This window comes from Luteimonas rhizosphaericola (genome assembly GCF_029888045.1).
In the GTDB taxonomy this organism is placed as follows: Bacteria; Pseudomonadota; Gammaproteobacteria; order Xanthomonadales; family Xanthomonadaceae; genus Luteimonas; species Luteimonas rhizosphaericola.
The window spans coordinates 754,968-773,224 of sequence record NZ_JARXRN010000028.1 but is presented as its reverse complement, the minus strand read 5'-3'; the positions used below and the strand labels follow the sequence as shown (position 1 = coordinate 773,224).

General features: G+C 71.6%; 14 protein-coding genes. 9 read left to right on the top strand and 5 right to left on the bottom strand.

Annotated features, from left to right (window positions below; all coding sequences use genetic code 11):
* Window positions 1-132 precede the first annotated feature (132 nt).
* The 4 genes from QFW80_RS16110 (at window position 133) to QFW80_RS16095 (ending at window position 4,215) form a co-directional block, all read left to right on the top strand.
* Window positions 133-579 carry a DUF4442 domain-containing protein gene (locus tag QFW80_RS16110; RefSeq protein ID WP_425603602.1) on the top strand — a complete coding sequence of 149 codons (447 nt, stop codon included), beginning with the start codon at window positions 133-135 and terminating at the stop codon, window positions 577-579.
* A gap of 79 nt (window positions 580-658) precedes the next feature.
* Window positions 659-2,719, top strand: a complete 2,061-nt coding sequence (locus QFW80_RS16105) for a protein kinase domain-containing protein (RefSeq protein WP_280602982.1) — start codon at window positions 659-661, stop codon at window positions 2,717-2,719.
* Window positions 2,720-2,758: 39 nt separating this feature from the next.
* On the top strand, window positions 2,759-3,445 hold the full coding sequence (locus QFW80_RS16100) for a DUF502 domain-containing protein (protein WP_280602981.1): 687 nt from the start codon (window positions 2,759-2,761) through the stop codon (window positions 3,443-3,445).
* Window positions 3,442-4,215, top strand: a complete 774-nt coding sequence (locus QFW80_RS16095; RefSeq protein ID WP_280602980.1) for a queuosine precursor transporter — start codon at window positions 3,442-3,444, stop codon at window positions 4,213-4,215. Before QFW80_RS16100 ends, QFW80_RS16095 begins: the two co-directional genes overlap by 4 nt.
* 27 nt (window positions 4,216-4,242) lie before the next feature.
* On the opposite strand, the gene QFW80_RS16090 is transcribed toward QFW80_RS16095, so the two are convergent.
* The gene (locus QFW80_RS16090) at window positions 4,243-5,004 is read right to left on the bottom strand and encodes a LytR/AlgR family response regulator transcription factor (protein ID WP_280602979.1); all 762 of its coding nucleotides are present in this window, start codon (window positions 5,002-5,004) and stop codon (window positions 4,243-4,245) included.
* On the bottom strand, window positions 5,001-6,074 hold the full coding sequence (locus QFW80_RS16085) for a sensor histidine kinase (protein WP_280602978.1): 1,074 nt from the start codon (window positions 6,072-6,074) through the stop codon (window positions 5,001-5,003). The genes QFW80_RS16090 and QFW80_RS16085 overlap by 4 nt, the downstream gene beginning before the upstream one ends.
* Window positions 6,075-6,220: 146 nt before the next feature.
* Between QFW80_RS16085 and QFW80_RS16080 the strand changes: the two genes are divergently transcribed.
* Window positions 6,221-7,171, top strand: a complete 951-nt coding sequence (locus QFW80_RS16080; protein WP_280602977.1) for a TolB-like translocation protein — start codon at window positions 6,221-6,223, stop codon at window positions 7,169-7,171.
* Between the two features lie 125 nt (window positions 7,172-7,296).
* On the opposite strand, the gene QFW80_RS16075 is transcribed toward QFW80_RS16080, so the two are convergent.
* On the bottom strand, window positions 7,297-8,652 hold the full coding sequence (locus tag QFW80_RS16075; RefSeq protein ID WP_280602976.1) for a DEAD/DEAH box helicase: 1,356 nt from the start codon (window positions 8,650-8,652) through the stop codon (window positions 7,297-7,299).
* Window positions 8,653-9,088: 436 nt separating this feature from the next.
* On the opposite strand from QFW80_RS16075, the gene QFW80_RS16070 reads away from it, so the two are divergent.
* Window positions 9,089-9,457 carry a hypothetical protein gene (locus QFW80_RS16070; protein WP_280602975.1) on the top strand — a complete coding sequence of 123 codons (369 nt, stop codon included), beginning with the start codon at window positions 9,089-9,091 and terminating at the stop codon, window positions 9,455-9,457.
* 1 nt (window position 9,458) lies between these two features.
* On the top strand, window positions 9,459-11,300 hold the full coding sequence (locus tag QFW80_RS16065; protein ID WP_280602974.1) for a monovalent cation:proton antiporter-2 (CPA2) family protein: 1,842 nt from the start codon (window positions 9,459-9,461) through the stop codon (window positions 11,298-11,300).
* Between the two features lie 12 nt (window positions 11,301-11,312).
* Here QFW80_RS16065 and QFW80_RS16060 read toward each other — a convergent pair whose 3' ends face one another.
* Window positions 11,313-12,686, bottom strand: coding sequence for an MBL fold metallo-hydrolase (locus QFW80_RS16060; protein WP_280602973.1), 1,374 nt, complete (start codon window positions 12,684-12,686; stop codon window positions 11,313-11,315).
* A gap of 204 nt (window positions 12,687-12,890) precedes the next feature.
* Here QFW80_RS16060 and QFW80_RS16055 point away from each other — a divergent pair, with 204 nt between their 5' ends.
* Together QFW80_RS16055 and QFW80_RS16050 are read left to right on the top strand one after the other, a co-directional pair.
* Window positions 12,891-14,975, top strand: a complete 2,085-nt coding sequence (locus QFW80_RS16055; RefSeq protein WP_280603082.1) for a M13 family metallopeptidase — start codon at window positions 12,891-12,893, stop codon at window positions 14,973-14,975.
* 165 nt (window positions 14,976-15,140) lie between these two features.
* Entirely contained in the window at window positions 15,141-17,177 is a 2,037-nt protein-coding gene (locus tag QFW80_RS16050; RefSeq protein WP_280602972.1) for a M13-type metalloendopeptidase, read from the top strand.
* A gap of 197 nt (window positions 17,178-17,374) precedes the next feature.
* Here the strand turns inward: QFW80_RS16050 and QFW80_RS16045 are convergent, their stop codons facing one another.
* Window positions 17,375-17,851, bottom strand: coding sequence for a KH domain-containing protein (locus QFW80_RS16045; protein WP_280602971.1), 477 nt, complete (start codon window positions 17,849-17,851; stop codon window positions 17,375-17,377).
* Window positions 17,852-18,257 lie beyond the last annotated feature (406 nt).

Here is an 18,257-nt window from a genome sequence, read left to right as displayed (position 1 = left end):
CGGGGGACATCGCGGTCGGCCGCGGTGCGGACCGCACGCCGGGTTGCCCGGCATGCGGCACGGCAGGCCATACGCCTGCGCATGGTAGGCTCTCGCCGCCCTGGACACCCCGCACCCGCCATGCGTTCGAAGCTGCGCCCCGCCCACCTGCGCTGGATCCTCAACCTGTGGCCGCCGTTCGCCGCGGCCGGGATCCGCGTCACCCGCCTGTCCAACGACTGGCGCGACGCCCGGGTCGAACTGCGCATGCGTCCGTGGAACCGCAACTACGTCGGCACCCATTTCGGCGGCAGCCTGTTCGCGATGACCGATCCGTTCTGGATGCTGATGACGCTGCAGTCGCTGGGGCGCGAGTACATCGTCTGGGACCGCGCCGGCGCGATCGAATTCGTGAAGCCGGGGCGCGGCACGGTCGCGGCGGAGTTCCGGCTGGACGCCGAAGTGCTCGACGCGATGCGCGCGGCGACCGCCGGCGGCGAGCGCCATCTGCACTGGTTCGAGACCGACGTCGTCGATGCCGGCGGCGAGGTCGTGGCGCGGGTGCGCAAGCAGCTGTACGTGCGCCGCAAACGCCGCTGAGCCCGCCGGCCGGCACGCGCGGGATTCACCCGCCGGCGCGCGGGGCGTGTGTATCCTCGTCCGTCGTACAGGGGGCTCGATGACCGGCTGGCCGACTCAGGATGCGCAACGACCGCTGCCCGGGGTGCCGGGCTATCGCGTCACGCGCGTGATCGGCGAAGGCGGCATGTCGACGGTCTATCTCGGCACCCAGCTCTCGCTCGGGCGCGAGGTGGCGATCAAGGTGATGCGCCCCGAGGCGCTGGCCGACGAGGTCAGCCGGCGGCGGTTCGAGAACGAGGCCCGCACCATCGCGCGCCTGGAGCACCCGCACATCGTGGGCATCCACGAGGTGGGCCGCACCGACGACGGCCTGCCCTGGTACGCGATGCCGCACCTGGCGCGCGGCCACGTCGGCCAGCGCGACCTCACCGGCGATCCGCAGCGCGTGCGCGAGATCCTGCGCGCGCTGCTGTCCGCGCTCGCCTTCGCCCACGCCCGCGGCACGATCCACCGCGACGTCAAGGCCGAGAACGTGCTGTTCGACGAGGCCGACCGCCCGCTGCTGGCGGATTTCGGCATCGCCCTGCGCCGCGGCCACGGCACCCGGGTCACGATGACCGGGCTCGCCGTCGGCAGCACCGCCTACATGGCGCCCGAACAGGCGCGCGGCCAGCAGGTGGACCACCGCGCCGACCTCTACAGCGTCGGCGTGCTGGCCTGGGAGATGCTCACCGGCGAACTGCCGTACAAGGCCGACGACGCGCTGTCGATGGCGATCCAGCACACCCAGAACCCGATTCCCCGGCTGCCACCGGCGCTGCGCCACTGGCAGAAATTCTTCGACCGTGCGATGGCGAAGTCGCCACGCAAGCGCTTCGCCGATGCGGCGCAGATGCTCGAGGCGCTCGAGCGCATCCCCGTCCACCAGCGCAGCCGCGGGCCAGATCCACGCGAGGTCGTGGCGCGCATGCGCGATCGCTTGGTGCGCGTGCCGAGGGCGGCCTGGGTCGCGCTGGCGCTGGTGCTCGCCGCCGCGCTGGGACTGGGCATGCATGGCCGCTCGCCGTCCGACGCCGGCACCGGCGCCGGGCCGGAACGGCGCACGGCAGCGCCGGCGCCTGCCGACGGGCCAGCCGCCGACGGGTCCGAGGGCGCGCCCACCGCCGACGCCATGCCCGCTGGCGCCGCGGGGGACATGCTCGCCGCCGCCCCCCTGTCCGCTGCCGACCGGTTGCTCGACCAGGCCCGCGCGCAGGTCGCCGCCGGCCGGCTGGCGGCGCCGGCGGGCGACAACGCCGCCGACAGCCTGGTCGAGGCGGTCCGGGCGGACCCGACCCATCCGCAACTGGTGGCGACCGCCACGCGCGTGTCCGACGCCCTGCGCGACGCCTCCGTGCGCGCGATCGCCCGCGACCGCGCGTCCGACCTCGACCTGCTGCTGCGAACGGCAGCGCGGGTCCAGGCCACCGGCGCGGTTCCGGACGCAGCCCGCGCCAGCTGGCGCACGCGCGTGGGCGAAGCGATCGAAGCCCGCGCCGAAAGGGCGGTGACACGCGTCGATCGCGCCACCGCACTGCGCATGGCTGACGCGGCGGACACCGCCGGCGTACCCGAGGACACGGTGCGCCAGCTGCGCGCCCGGGCCGAGCGCCTCCCCGACCTGCAGGGACGCGATCCCGGCAACCTCGACGGAATGAAGGTGCTCGAAGGGACCGCGCGTCCGCTCGCGGCCTACCTGAAGCCGGTGACGCGCGGCGATTACGCGCGTTTCGCCGAGGCCACCGGGCGCGAACCGACGCTGTGCCGTGAGCGTGCCTCGCTGCTGCGGATGGTGTCGCCGCGCGACTGGAGCCGGCCCGGTTTCGAGCAGGGCGACGGCGATCCGGTGGTGTGCGTATCGGTGGCGGACGTCGAGGCCTACGCGCAATGGTTCGGCCGCCGCGACGGCCACCGCTACCGGCTGCCGACCGCCACCGAGGCAGCGGGCCTGCCGGCTGCGGGAGGCCGGGCACTCTCCGAATGGCGCGCCGACTGCGCAGCCGACTGCGCGAAGCGTCGGGCCGCGGGCGCCAGCTTCCGCAGCGACGAGGCCTCGCGCACGCTGGATGCGGACCGCGGCTACGACGACGTCGGCTTCCGCCTGGTGCGCGAGCTCTGACGCATCGCGGCCGTCGCGCCGCGCCGGTAAGATCGCCGGATGTCCCCGCCCCCGACCCTCGCGCAGCGCCTGCAGCGCCTGTTCCTCACCGGCCTGCTGACCCTGCTGCCGATCTGGCTGACCTGGGTGGTGGTCAAGTTCGTGTTCGTGCTGCTGTCGGACATGAGCCGGCACTGGGTGGGACCGCTGTCGCACCAGATCGCGGCTTGGTTCCCCAGCACGCTGGGATGGATCAACGCCGACTCGGTGCAGGCCACCATCGCCATGGTGGCGACACTGCTGCTGATCCTCGTGGTCGGCTGGCTGGCGCGACGCGTCGTCGGACAGCGCCTGCTGGGGTGGGTGGAGGCCCTGGTGCAGCGGATTCCACTGGCGAACGTGATCTATTCCAGCTCGCGCAAGCTGCTCGACATCCTCCAGACCAAGCCCGACGGCACCCAGCGCGTGGTGCTGATCGACTTCCCGCACGACCAGATGAAATCGGTCGGTTTCGTCACCCGGGTGATCCGCGAACAGGGCACCGGGCGCGAGCTGGCCGCGGTGTACGTACCGACCACGCCCAACCCGACCTCCGGCTACCTGGAGATCGTGCCGGTGGAAAAGCTCACGCCGACCGACTGGACCGTGGACCAGGCGATGAGCTTCATCATCAGCGGCGGCGCGGTCGCGCCCGACACCATCCCCTTCGAACCGCCGCGGCGCGCGCCGGGTGCCGCGCCCGGATGAGCGTGCATCCGCTCGACGACCGCGCCACGCGCCTGTTCATCGCGCTGGCCGCGTTCTTCTGCGTCAACGCGGTGCTGGCCGAGTTCATCGGGGTCAAGATCTTCGCGCTCGAGGACACGCTCGGCATCGCGCCGCGCGAGTGGAACCTGTTCGGCCAGACCGGTTCGCTCAGCTTCACCGCGGGCACCCTGCTGTGGCCGGTGGTGTTCGTGTTCACCGACGTGGTGAACGAGTACTTCGGCCGGCGCGGCGTGCGCCTGATCTCGTGGATCGCGGTGGCGCTGATCGTGTACGGCTTCGTGTTCGCGTTCGTGGCGATCGCGCTGGCCCCGGCCGCCTGGTGGGTGACCGCGGCGCAGGCGCAGGGCGTGCCCGACTACCAGGCCGCGTTCGCGGCGGTGTTCGGGCAGGGCATGTGGACGATCGCGGGCTCGGTGGTGGCCTTCCTGGTCGGGCAGCTGATCGACGTGCAGGTGTTCCACCGCATCCGCCGCGCCACCGGCGAGCGCATGGTGTGGCTGCGCGCGACCGGCTCGACCGCGGTCTCGCAACTGGTCGACAGCTTCGTGGTGATCTGGATCGCGTTCGTGCTCGGGCCGCAGCAGTGGCCGACCTCGCTGTTCCTGGCGGTGAGCAGCGTCAACTACGCCTGGAAGATGGCCGCGGCGGTGGCGCTGATCCCGCTGCTGTACGCGATGCGACGCGCGATCGCCGCCTACCTGGGCGCCGACCGCGCGCAGCAACTGCGGGCTCGCGCCGCGCAGGCCTGAGTGGCCGCCGCGGTGACCGCGGCCGCCTCAGGGGCGCAGGCCGAGCGCCTCGCGCAGCGCGTCGCGATAGCGGCGGCCCGAGGTCAGCGAGCTGCCGTCCTTCAGCCGCAGCCAGTACTGCCCCGCCCCGCAGGGCTCGACCTGGTCGACCAGGTCCACGCGCACCGCGCGCGAGCGGTGGACGCGCACGAAGCGGGAAGGATCCAGCCGCGACACCAGCGAGGTGAGCGTCTCGCGCAGCAGCAGGCTGCGCCCGGCGACCACCAGTTCGACGTAGTTGCCCTGGGCCACCAGCATCGAGATGTCCGCGACCTCGACCATGCGCAGGCGCGTCCCGTCGGGCACCGCCAGTCGCGCGGGGTACTGCGCATTGGCGGTGGACGCGTCAGCCGGCAGCGCGGACGCGCCGCGGGCGCCGCGCCTGGCGTGCAGCCGCGCCACGGCATCCTCGACGCGTGCCGCGGCCAGCGGCTTGACCAGGTAGTCGACCGCCTCGACGCCGAACGCATCCAGCGCGCGCTCGCCAAAGGCGCTCACGAACACCACCATCGGCCGTTGCACCGCCGGCAAGCGGTCGAGCAGCGCGAACCCGTCCAGGCCCGGCATGCGGATGTCGAGGAAGATCGCGTCCACCGGCACCCGCGCCAGCCCGTCGAGCGCGGCGCGTCCGTCGCCATAACTGCCGGCGATGTCCACCCCGTCGACCGACCCCAACAGGCGCGCCAGCCGCAGCCGCGCCAACGGCTCGTCGTCGACGATCGCCACCCGCAACGTGCGCGCCGCCCTCATGCCGCGCCTCCGGCATCCATGCACGAGGCGGGCAGGCGCAGCCGCGCCGTGGTGCCCCCCGTCGGGTTGGGTTCCAGCACCAGCCAGTCGCCCTCCCCGTACAGGTGCGCCAGCCTCGCCCGCAGCGTCGCCAGGCCGTGGCCGTGGTGCACACCGGGGCTGCCGCGGCCGCCGTCGTCGCCGATCTCGACCATCAGCGCTGCGCCGTCCGCCGCGGCGCGCACGGACAGGCACCCGGGCGTGGTCCGCAGCGACAGGGCGTGCACGATCGCGTTCTCGGCCAGCGGCTGCAGCGACAGCGGCGGCACCGGCCAGTCGTCGACGCCCGCGGCGAGCGACCACTCCACACGCAGCCGCTCCCCCAGCCGCACCTGTTCGATCGCGAGGTAATCGCGCAACAGGGCGAGCTCCTCCCGCAGCGGCACGGTGCGCGCCGACTGCCGTTCCAGGCTGCTGCGCAGCAGTGCGCCGAGCGCGACCAGCATGCGGTCGGCGGCGTCCGCGTCGTGGTGCACCATCTCGGCGATCGAGTTGAGCGCGTTGAACATGAAATGCGGGTTGAGCTGCGCGGTGAGCGCCTGCAGCCGCGCGTCGGCCAGCGCCGCCTGCAGCTGTTCCGCCTGGCGCTCGCGCTGGCGCGCGCGTGCCGCGTACAGCAGCGCGTGCGCGGCCCCCACCATCAGCCACAGCAGCAGCAGGTTGTTGGCCAGGCTCGTGAGCAGCACGTCCGCCAGCACCGGCGGCTCGCGGTACCAGCCGATCCATGGATTGAACGCCAGCACCGCCAGCGCCCGCAGCGCGACCAGCCCCAGCACCACCGCGCCGGTGACCAGCAGCGGCGCGGCCACGCGTCCACGCTCGATCGGGAAGCGGCGCACGCACCACAGCAGCAGCATCGTCAGCGGGATCCACAGCCAGGCCGAGGCGAAGCCCAGGGTGGCCGCCTGCCGGAGCGGCATCACCGTGCCGTCCGCGCCTTCCATGCTCAGCCACTGGCTGGTGGACGCGACGCCGTAGAGCGTCCACCAGGCGGACACGACGAGCAGGGTGGTCCACGGACGTTCGCGCATATGCGCCCCATCGTGGGCCGGCGCCCGCGCGCCGGCAACCTCGCGCGAGGCGTTCGTCCCGCGATCCGGACGGTTCGTCCCGACGCGATTGCGTGCCGCCGGTGCGACGCGCCCACTCGGGGCCCCGAACCGCGAGGAACCTCACCATGACCCCCGCCCCGATCCTGTTCGCCGCCACCCTCGCCGTCGCCCTGTCCGCCTGCGCGCAGGCGGGCGAACGCCCGTCCGCCGCCGGCGACGCCGGGCACGGGCACGGCTGTCCGCCGGTCGAGGTGGTCGCGCCCGGCGTGATCTCGCTGGAGGGCAGCTGGCAGTGGCGACTGAGCTTCACGCCCTCGCGCCAGCAGGCCTACTGGTCGCACAGCGAAGGCTGGTGGCCGGGCACGCGCGAGCGCGCGACCATCCGCACCTCCCGCCGCCTGCCCGATGGCCGCTGGTCCACGCCGCAGGTGGTGCCGTTCTCGGGCACGCACGCGGACATGGATCCGTTCGTGTCGCCACTGGGCACGGTGATGCTGTTCTCGTCGATGCGGCCGGTCGATGGCGTCGAGCGCGGCGACATGGACCTGTGGCTGGTGCGGCGCACCTGGCATGGCTGGAGCGCGCCGCAGCACCTCGGCCGCGAGGTCAACGCCGACGGCTACGACGAGCTGTACCCGAGCATGGACCTGCTGGGGAACCTGTACTTCGCGCGGGTCAAGGCGCCCGTGCCCACCGAGGACGTCGACATCTGGCGCAGTGCCCGCCGGCGCGACGGCAGCTACGGCGCGCCCGAACGACTCGGGCCCGGGGTCAACACACCGCAGCGCTGGGAATTCAATCCGGAGATCTCACCCGACGGCCGCACCCTGCTGTTCGTGCGGCTGGACCGGCCGGACGACGGCCTCGACGACCAGGGCTACGGCTGGGGCGACATCTACGTCAGTCGCCGCCATCGCGGCGCCTTCGCGCCGGGCGTGAACCTCGGCCCCTGCGTCAATACGGCCGCCGACGAGTTCCATCCCACCATGCTGTGGGAACGCGACGAACTGTTCTTCGCCCGTGACGCGGGCGCGCCCAGCGACTTCCACCGCATCCGCATCCGCCTGCCACGCTGAGGCGGCAGGCGGACGGGACCAGCGCTGCGCGGGGTCTATCGGAAGGTGCCGACGCGCGCTGCGTCGGCACCGACCACGACGGCACCCGCGGTCAGGCGCGTGCCGTCGTCATCCCGCACCCCGGATCAGGCGCGCGCGTCGCGACCGCCGCGCTGCGGCCGGCCCTGCGACGGCGCGGTGCGCTGGCGCGGGCCCGCGTGCGCGTGCGCGCCGCGGTCGGCCGGCTTGCCGTGGGCGCGGTGCGCCGGCTTGCGCGGCGGACGCTGGCCACCGGCGGGCCGGGGACTCCCCGCGCGACGGCCGGGCTGGTTGCCGTCCAGCCGCAGCGGCTGCGAGGGCTCGAAGCCGCGCACCGGGTCCATCGCGATGTCGGCCTTGAGCAGGCGCTGGATCTGGCGCAGCAGCCCCGCCTCGTCGGGCGAGACCAGCGACAGCGCCTCGCCCTGCGCGCCGTTGCGGCCGGTGCGGCCGATGCGGTGCACGTAGTCCTCGGCCACCATCGGCAGGTCGTGGTTGATCACCAGCGGCAGGTTGGGGATGTCGAGCCCGCGCGCGGCGACGTCGGTGGCGACCAGGATCCGCGCCTTGCCCGACTTGAACTGGTCCAGCGCCTTCTGCCGCTGCGCCTGGCTCTTGTTGCCGTGGATCGCGAGCGCCGGCAGTCCGGCCTTCTCCAGCTGTTCGGCCAGCCGGTTGCAGCCGTGCTTGGTCTTGCCGAACACCAGCACCTGGTCGGTGTGGCGGGTGGACAGGATCTCGACCAGCAGGTCGCGCTTGCGCGACGCGTCGACCGGATGCACGCGGTGCACGATGGTCTCGGCGATGGTGTTCTGCGCCGCGACCTGCACTTCCACCGGGTTCTTCAGCAGTTCCATCGCCAGGCCGCGGATGCGCGGCTCGAACGTGGCCGAGAACAGCATCGTCTGGCGCTGCTGCGGCACCCGCGCCAGCACCCGCTTGATCGAGGGCAGGAAGCCCATGTCGAGCATGCGGTCGGCCTCGTCGAGCACCAGCAGCTCGACCGCGTCGAGCTTGGCGTGGCCCGAGTCGAGGTGGTCGATCAGCCGCCCCGGGCAGGCGACCAGGATGTCGACGCCGCGGCGCAGGTTGTCGATCTGCGGCTGCATGCCGACGCCGCCGAAGATCATGGTCACGTTGAGCCGCAGGTGGCGGCCGTAGGTCTTGAGGCTGTCGCTGACCTGGACCGCGAGCTCGCGGGTGGGCACCAGCACCAGTGCGCGCGGCTTGCGCGGGCCCTTGGCGGGAGTCATGGCGGCCATCTTCTGCAGCAGCGGCAGGCCGAAGGCGGCGGTCTTGCCGGTGCCGGTCTGCGCGGCGCCGAGGATGTCCCGGCCGGCGAGCGCGGGTGGAATGGCCTGGGCCTGGATCGGCGTGGGCGTGGTGTAGTTGGAATCGGACAGCGCGCGCAGGAGTGCGGGCGACAGGCCCAGCCCTTCGAAGGGCGAGGTTTCAAGCGTCATCGGAAAGTGCTCCGTGGCAGTCGCCGCGGCCATGCGCACGCGGCCACGACGTGGCCACGGAGCGACGGAACGCTACGACTGTCTTGCCCGGAACCATCCAGATCCGCGTTGCGGGCAAAGGTGTGACGGCGTCCGGAGGGTCCGGGCCGTTGTCTGCGCGACGAAAGACGTGCGGGAGAGGACGCCGCGGGTGGGGGCCCGCGGCCGGCCTGCCAGGATCGTGGCCGCGAGGGGACGCGGCGGGCAGCCGTGCTGCAAACGCCGCCAGTGTAGCGGCCGCGCGGCGTTCGCGCCAGCTGGACCTGCCTGGCCCGGGCAGCAGCGGGATGCAGGCAGGCCCGCGACCGGCCCGCACGCCCGCTGGCGCCGCGACCCACGGTGGAAAGCCGCCCGGCGGCTGTGACACCCTTGCGCGGGTCCCTACAGCGAGCGCCGCATGTCCTTCCGACCGTCGCCTTCGAGCCCCGGCACCACCCTCGCCCGCCTGCTGCTGGCCAGCGTGTTCATCGTCATGGGGGCCTGGCGCCTGTGGCAGGCCTACGAAGGCGCTTCGTTCAGTGGCGCGACGCTCAGTTTCAGCGCCGCCGAACTGGTGCTCGGCCTGCTGGTGGCCGCCGGCTGGAAGCTGCGCCTGGTGGCGCTCGCCTCGGCGGCGCTGCTGGTCGCCGACGCGGTGCTCTCGCATCCGTTCTGGGCGCTGGGGGAACCGGCGCGCAGCGCGCAGATGCTCCACTTCATGAAAAACATGGCGATCGTGGGCGGGTTCCTGCTGCTCGCGCTCACCGCTCCGGCGCGCAGGCGCTGAGATGGCCGCCGAAGCCGATCCGGGCCAGTTGCTCAGGGCGGTCGCGCTGCTGGGCGCGGCGGTCGTGGCGGTGCCGCTGTTCCGCAGGCTCGGGCTCGGCTCGGTGCTGGGCTACCTCGCCGCCGGCCTGGTGATCGGGCCGTTCGGGCTGGGCTGGTTCGCGCACCCGCAGGCGATCCTGCATTTCGCCGAGCTGGGCGTGGTGATGTTCCTGTTCGTAGTCGGGCTGGAGATGCGGCCGAGCCACCTGTGGAGCCTGCGGCGGCAGATCTTCGGGCTCGGCACGCTGCAGATCACCGCCTGCACCCTGGCGCTCACCGGCGTCGGCCTGGCCCTGGGACTGGCGCCGATGGTGGCGTTCGTCGCCGCGGCCGGCTTCGTGCTGACCTCGACCGCGATCGTGATGCAGCTGCTGGGCGAACGCGGCGACATCGCCCTGCCCCGCGGCCAGCGCATGGTCTCGATCCTGCTGTTCGAGGACCTGCTGATCGTGCCGTTGCTGGCGCTGGTGGCCTTCATGTCGCCGGCCCCCGTCGATCCGGACGCGCCCTCGCGGCTGGTCAGCGTCGGCATTGCCGTGGCCTCGCTCGCGGCGCTGATCGTCGCCGGCCTGTACCTGCTCAATCCGCTGTTCCGGATCCTGGCCGCCGCCAAGGCGCGCGAAGTGATGACCGCCGCCGCGCTGCTGGTGGTGCTGGGCGCGGCGGTGCTGATGGAGATGGGCGGGCTGTCGATGGCGATGGGCGCGTTCCTGGCGGGCGTGCTGCTGTCCGAATCGACCTTCCGGCACCAGATCGAGGCCGACATCGAACCGTTCCGCGGCATCCTGCTGGGGCTGTTCTTCGTCGCGGTCGGCATGTCGCTCGACCTGGGCGTGGTGCAGGAGAACTGGCGCCTGGTCCTGCTCGCGGTACCGGCGATGATGCTGGCCAAGGGCGCGTGCATCTACCTGGTGGCGCGCCTGCTGCGCAGCAGCCACGGCGACGCGCTCGACCGCGCCACGCTGATGGCCCAGGGCGGCGAGTTCGCGTTCGTGCTCTACGCCGCGGCCGAAGCCGCACGCCTGATCGATGCGCCGGTCAACGACACCCTGACCGCGATCGTGGTGCTGTCGATGGTGCTCACCCCGCTGGCGGTGCTGGCCATGCGCCGGCTGATGCCCCGCGGCGAGGGCCCGTCGCTCGACGGGGTGGAGGAAGTCGACGGCCAGACCGGCAGCGTGCTGATCATCGGCTTCGGCCGCTTCGGCCAGGTGATGAGCCAGTCGCTGCTGGCGCGCGACGTGGACGTGACCATCATCGACACCGACATCGAGATGATCACCAGCGCGGCGGAGTTCGGCTTCAAGGTCTACTACGGCGACGGTCGCCGGCTGGATGTGCTGCACGCCGCCGGCGCCGGCAGCGCGCGCGCGATCGCGGTGTGCATCGACGACCGCGCCGCGGCCGACCTGGTCGTGGAGCTGGCGCACCAGCACTTCCCGCAGGCGCAGCTGCTGGTGCGCTCGTTCGACCGCGAGCATTCGCTGAAGCTGGTCAACGCCGGAGTCGACTTCCAGATCCGCGAGACCTTCGAATCGGCGGTGGCCTTCGGCGAGGCCGCGCTGCGCGCGATCGGCGTCGATGCGGACGAGGCGGCGCGCATCGCCGAGCAGGTGCGGCGCCTGGATGCCGAGCGGTTCGAACTGGAAACCGCCAGCAACGACGTCCGCGCCGGCATCCCCAAGCTGCTCAACAACACCGGCAACGTGCCCAAGCCGACGCCGTTCACGCCGCCGCGTCGGGAGGGACAGCGGCTGGACAGCGACGGGAACGACGACACGGCCGGCAGCACCGCCGGCTGACGCGCACCCGCCTCAGACCTCCACCACCCTCCCCGGCCGCGCCAGCCGCACGTCGACGCCGCCGCGTTCGCCCAGTTCGCCGGCGAGCGCCTCGCGCGCCTTGTCCTCGCCGTGCACCAGCACCAGCGGGGGACGGCCCTGGAAGTGGCCGTACCAGTCGATCAGCCCGCGCTGGTCGGTGTGCGCCGACAGCCCGCCGATGGTGTGGATGCGCGCGGCCACGCGGTGGTCGTGGCCATGGATGCGCACCCATTTCGCGCCATCCACCAGGCGCCGGCCGAGTGTGCCTTCGGACTGGTAGCCCACGAACACCACGTGGGTGCCGCGGCGCTCGATGTTGTGGCGGAAGTGGTGCAGGATGCGGCCGCCGTTGGCCATGCCGCTGCCGGCGATCACGATCGCGCCGTTGTCGATGCGGTTGATCGCCATCGACGCCTCGGTGGTTTCGGTGATGTGCAGGTTGGGCAGCCTGAACGGCGCCGGCCGACCCTTCCAGACCTGGCGCGCGTCGGCGTCGAACAGCGCCTGGTGGCGGTCGTAGATCGCCACCACCTTGGCCGCCATCGGGCTGTCGAGGAAGATCCGCCAGCGCGCGAGCTTCCATTCGTCCCAGTACCGCGCGAACCAGTACAGCAGTTCCTGGGTGCGCCCGACCGCGAATGCCGGGATCAGCACCTTGCCGCGCGCGTTCCATGCCTGGTCCAGCAGTTCGCCGAACTCGTGGATGGTGTCGATCCGGTCGCGGTGGTTGCGGTCGCCATAGGTCGATTCCATCAACACCAGGTCGGCCTCACGGATCGGCGTGGGATCGCGCAGGATCGGCGTGCCGTGCGGGCCGAGGTCGCCCGAGAACACGAGCTTGCGCCCGTCCGCCCACAGCTCCACGATCGCCGAGCCGAGGATGTGGCCGGCGTCGCGCAGCGCGATCTCCACCCCCGGCACGATCTGCGTGCGCGCGTCGTAGTCCAGCGGCCGCAGCCGCTCGAGCACGCCCTGCACGTCGTCGCGGGTGAACAGGGGCATCGCCTCGGGTTCGCCGGCGCGGCGGCGGCGGTTCTCGCGGTCGGCGTCGTTCTCGGCCAGCGAGGCGGCGTCGAGCAGCATCACCGGCATCAGCTCCGCGCCCGCGCGCTGCACTAAGATCGGCCCGCGGAAGCCCTGCCACACCAGACGCGGTATGCGGCCGATGTGGTCGATGTGGGCATGGCTGACGACGAGGGCATCGATCGAGGCCGGCTCGAACGGAAACGGCTCGAAGTTGCGCGCCTCGGCGCCGCGCCCGCCCTGGATCATGCCGCAGTCCAGCAGGATCCGGCGGCCGCCGGCCTCGACCAGGTGCATCGAACCGGTGACTTCGCCCGCAGCACCGTGAAAATGAACCCGCATGCCGTTCTCCCGCCGCCAGGATGACGATTCTGCGCGCATCTGCGCCCGCGCGTGAACGGCGCCCCGACCTCCCGGCATGACCTTCGACACCTTCGACCCCGCATGCGCGGGCGTACAGTGCCGCCCAGCCGGCCCCGGCGGTTCCCGTCGTCGCCGTTCCATCGACACCGGAGACCACCCGTGAGCCCCACCGCACCAAGACTGCTGCTGTTGTCCCTCGCCGTGACCCTGGCCGTGAGCGCCTGCCAGCGCGAGGCCGCCCCGGCCGCGACCGCCGCCACCGCGCCGGCCGACGCCCCCGCCGCGCGCGAGATGACCCTGGACGAGAGCAAGCTGCCCCCGTTCAACCAGTTCCAGCTCGCCGACCTCGACACCTCGAAGAACGCCTGCACCGACTTCGCCGGCTACGCCAACGCGAAGTTCCTCGCCGCCCACCCGATCCCGGGCGACCGCACCAGCTGGGGCGCGTTCGAGATGCTCGACGAACGCTCCACCGCGATCCAGCGCCAGCTGGCCGAACAGGCCGCCGCCGACACCGGCGCGAGCGGCGTGGAGAAGCTGGTCGGCGACTTCTGGGCCACCGGCATGGACGAGGCGACGATCAACGCCCAGGGCATCGAGCCGCTGCGCGACGAGCTGGCCCGCATCGATGCGCTCGCCGACAGCGCCGCGATCGCCGCCTGGCTGCGAGAGAGCGCCGCCAGGGGCCAGGTCTTCCTGATCGGCATCGGTTCGATGCCGGATTTCAAGGACTCGTCGATCAATATCGCCGCCACCGGCCAGGGCGGTCTCGGCCTGCCCGACACGCCCTACTACAAGGATGCCGACAAGCAGGCCATCCGCGACGCCTACGTGGCCCACATCGCCAAGGTGCTGGAACTCTCCGGCGTGCCGGCGGCCGACGCAGCGGCCCAGGCGAAGGACGTCATGGCGTTCGAGACCCGGCTCGCGGCGGCGTCGAAGTCGCGCGCGGAGTTCTCGCGCGACGTCTCGCTCTACTACAACCCGATGCCCGTGGCCGATGCCGACAAGCTGACGCCGAACTTCTCCTGGACGCAGTTCTTCCAGGCCCAGGGCATCGAACAGCCGAAGACCTTCTCGGTCTCGGTGCCCGACTACTTCCGCGAAGTCGACGCGATGCTGGCCGACGTGCCGGTGGAGCAGTGGAAGAGCTACCTGCGCTTCCACGTCGTCGACAGCGCCTCGCCGTACCTCTCCGACGCCTTCGTGCAGCAGAACTACGAGTTCTACAACAAGACCCTCAGCGGCCAGAAGGAGCTCGAGCCGCGCTGGAAGCGCGTGCTCGGCACGATCGACAGCCAGGTCGGCGAAGCCATGGGCCAGCTGTACGTGAAGGTCGCCTTTCCGCCCGAGTCCAAGGCCAAGATGGAAGCGCTCGTCGCCAACCTGGGCGAGGCATTGAAGGCGCGCATCCAGAACCTGGAATGGATGAGCGCGGAGACCAAGGCCAAGGCGCTCGAGAAGCAGGCCGCCTTCACCACCAAGATCGGCTACACCGACAAGTGGCGGGAGTGGACCGGCCTGGACACCGGGCGCGAGAGCTACCTGGACAATGTGCTGGCCGCGCAGGAATTCAATTACAAGTGGCAGATCGGCAAGATCGGCGAGCCGGTCGACAAGACCGAATGGGCGATGCCGCCGCAGATGGTCAATGCCTACTACAACCCGCTGCAGAACGAGATCGTGTTCCCGGCCGCGATCCTGCAGCCGCCGTTCTTCGATCCGGATGCGACCGACGAGATGAACTATGGCGGCATCGGCGCGGTGATCGGCCACGAAATGAGCCACGGCTACGACGACCAGGGCAGCCGCTTCGGCCCGACCGGCAAGTTCGAGAACTGGTGGACCGAAGCGGACGCCGCCGCGTTCAAGGAGCGCACCGGCAAGCTGGTCGCGCAGTTCGATGGCTACAAGACCAGCGACGGCCGTGCACTCAACGGCACGCATACCCTGGGTGAAAACATCGGCGACCTCGGCGGCCTGGCCACGGCCTACGACGCGATGAAGAAGGCCACCGAAGGCACGCCGGACCCGATGACCGACGGGCTGACCCGCGACCAGCGGTTCTTCCTGAATTGGGCCACGGTGTGGCGCCGCAACTTCACCCCCGAGGAGCTGAGCAAGCGCCTGGTCACCGACGAGCACGCACTGGCCGAGTTCCGGGCCATCGGTGCGCCGTCGAACCTGCCGGCGTTCGCCGCGGCGTTCGGGTGCAAGCCCGGCGACCCGATGGTGCGCGGCGGCGAGGACCAGGTCGTCATCTGGTAAGCGCCGGCGCTGTCGCGTGATGAAGGAAAACGCCCGGCATGGCCGGGCGTTTTCCGTTCAGGAACCCACCCCGCTCCGGTACCGCCCCCGCAGCCGGAGGCATGCGGGCGCGGCCGGGCGGCTTGCTAGAATCGCCGCTCCCGAATTCCGCCCCGGACCCGTTCGATGCCGATCCGCACGCCGCTCGCCGCCGCCCTCGCCACCAGCCTCGTGCTCGCCCTGGCCGCTCCCCACGCCGAGGCCCAGCGCAAGCGCCGTGCGCCGGCGGAGCCCGCGCTCACCGCCTGCAGCGACTTCTACACCTTCGTCAACAAGGACTGGCTGACGGCCAACACGGTGGTCAGCGGCAACGGCACCGTCTCGGCCCTGGGCACCCTGCAGCAGCGCGCCCTGCTGCAGCAGCGCGCCCTGCTCGACGACGCGGTGCTCAACCCGCAGAACGACGTGCAGAAGCTGCTCGGCGATTTCTGGGCCAGCGGCATCGACGAGGCGGCGGTGGAACGCGACGGCGCGCAGCCAATCGCCACCCTGCTCTCGCGCATCGAGGCCATCCGCCGCAGCAAGGACATCGCGCCGTCGATCGCGGCGCTGCACCAGGTCGGCATCCCGGTGGTGTTCAACTTCACCGCCGACCTGGACCTGGCCAACCTCGACCGCTACATCGGCTATTTCTCCCAGGGCGGCCTGGCCCTGCCCGACCCGGCCTACTACACCCGCGAGGACGCCGACACCCGCGCCCTGCTCGGCCGCTACACCGAGTACGTCGAGAAGATCCTCGCCCTGACCGGCACGCCGCAGGAACAGCTCAAGGACGAGATGGCGCAGGTCCTCGACCTGGAAACGCGCCTGGCGCGCATCTCGAAGCCGCTCACGTCGTTGCGCGATCCGCGCGAGAACTACGCCCTGATGCCCACCGAGGGTCTGGGCAAGCAGTTCCGCAACCTGCAGCTGGACGAATTCCTGTCGGCGCAGGGCGTGACCGACACGAACGTGTCGATGGCCCACGCCGACTATTTCACCCAGGTCGACGGCCTGGTGCGCTCGCTCAAGCCGGCGCAGTGGAAGGTCTACCTGCGCTACCAGATCGGCAACGCGATGGCGCCGTACCTGGCCAAGGACTTCCGCGACGCGCATTTCTCGTTCCACGGCCGGGTGCTGCGCGGCGAGACCGCGCCGAAGGTGCGCGACGTGCAGGTGCTGGACGCCATCAACCGCGCCGCCGGTCCGATGCTCGCGCGCGAATACGTGGCGCGCTACCTGCCGGCCACCACGCGTTCGCGCGCCGAGTCGATCGCCGGCGACGTGCGCGCCGCGCTGGTGCGCGCGGTCGCAGGTAACACCTGGATGTCGGACGCCGCGCGCGCCGAAGCGGCGGCCAAGCTCGAGAAGCTGTCGATCGAGATCGGCGCGCCGCAGCGCGACTACGACTTCAGCGTGCAGCCGATGGGCCGCACCAGCTTCGGCAGCAACATGCTGATCGCCTCCACCTGGCACCGGCGCGAGGAGATGCGCCGCATCGGCAGCGGCAACGCGCAGCGCCGCTGGGGCGTGCAGCCGCAGCAGCCGGTCCTGGCCTACGACATCGCCCACAACCGGCTGATCGTCTCCGCCGCCGCCCTGCAGGCGCCGGTGCTGGACATGGAACAGGACACCCCGGCGCAGTACGGCAGCTTCGGCGCCCTGGTGGGTCACGAACTGAGCCGCGCGGTCGACATGAAGGGCCAGCTGGTCGACGCCGCCGGCAGCGTGCGCACCTGGTGGACGCCGACCGACGAGGCCGCCTATTCCACCCGCGCCAAGCAGCTCGCGGTGCAGTACGCCGGCTACGACTATCCCGCCGCCAACGGCCTGAAGGTCAACGGCACCCTCACCAGCGAAGGCAACATGGCCGACCTCGCGGCGCTGGAGCTGGCCTCGGCCGCGCTTGCCGGCGCGCAGCCCGAGCTGGACGCGGCTGGTCGTGAGTCCTTCTTCCGCGCCTGGGCGGCGCTGTGGCGCGAGCAGTTGGCTGCCGAGACCGCCGCCGATGCCGCGCGCACCCGCGTGCAGGCTCCGGGCCAGTGGCGCGCGAACGGTCCGCTGGTCAACCTGCCAGCCTTCGCCGAGACCTTCAAGTGCAAGGCCGGCACGGCGATGGTGCGCAAGCCGGAAGAACAGGTCTCGATCTGGCGCCAGCCCGTGGACGCAGCAGCGGCGAAGTAGGCCGGGAACCGCGCCGTCCGGCGCGCCAACGCGTCGTCACGCACGGATCGGGGGGACTTCGATCGGGGCTGCGCATGCGGCCCCCGGCGAATGTCACCACCACTGGCCCGCATATCGCGGGCGCGGGCTGCGCCAGCGGAGGTGCCCGCGCGAGACGCAACCTGCGCGTGGCGGCGTGACCACGCCGCAGCACGCCGTCAGCGTGTCATCTCCTCGACGATCAGTTCGATGCGGTCGAGGTGGATGTTGAGTTCCTCCTTCAGCGCACGCGCCTCGTCGAGCTCGTGGCGCAGGGCTTCGGGGCCGATGGCGGACGTCGCGCTACTGCGCGCGCCATCACCCGGGCGCGCCACGACCGCAGCTGTCTCCGGGTCCGACGCGCGAATGCGTCGCCCCCTCGACATGCGCCGGCCAGCCTCGGGATCGAAACGCGCAACCATCTCCTTGTGCGCGCGTGCCCACTTGTTGCCGAAGCGCACGCCTGCCACGCGCGATCCCACCACGACCCTGCGCGAATGCGAGCCGTCGTCCGGCACGTCGACCTGGACTACCCATCCACTGTTCTGCCGGATGACCTCGAGCACCCGCGTGCCTCCAGCCAGCAGTACGCAGCCATCGGCCACGTCCTTCCACGTGAAGCCCGCCGGCAGCAGCACCGGTGTTGGTGTCGTCATGATGCGTCCTTGTGAAGAAAAACGATCGGACCACCCCCGCATGCACCTTGGCCTCGCGGCGCGTAAGCGAGCGTGGATAACGCGTTAATCCGCGACGTCCGCCCTTGAAACATGGTGGCTGGACGCGTATCCGGGAGTGTTGGCGTGACGATGTCGATCGACCATGAAGCGATCGGAATGCGCCACGCAGAGCTCACCTCCATGAACAGGCGCGTTCGCCTGCGGCCGGGATCGCATCGGGTGCGCCGTCGCCAGCCGGGTCAGACGTCGGCCGCCCGCATGCCGGCAGGACGGATGCCGATGCATGTCCGGGTGCCACTCACGAAGAACACCCGTCCAGCGCCAGTGATCGGGTGTGCGCCCGGTGCACCGGCTCACGCTTGGGCGGATGTGCTCCCGCCTCGCC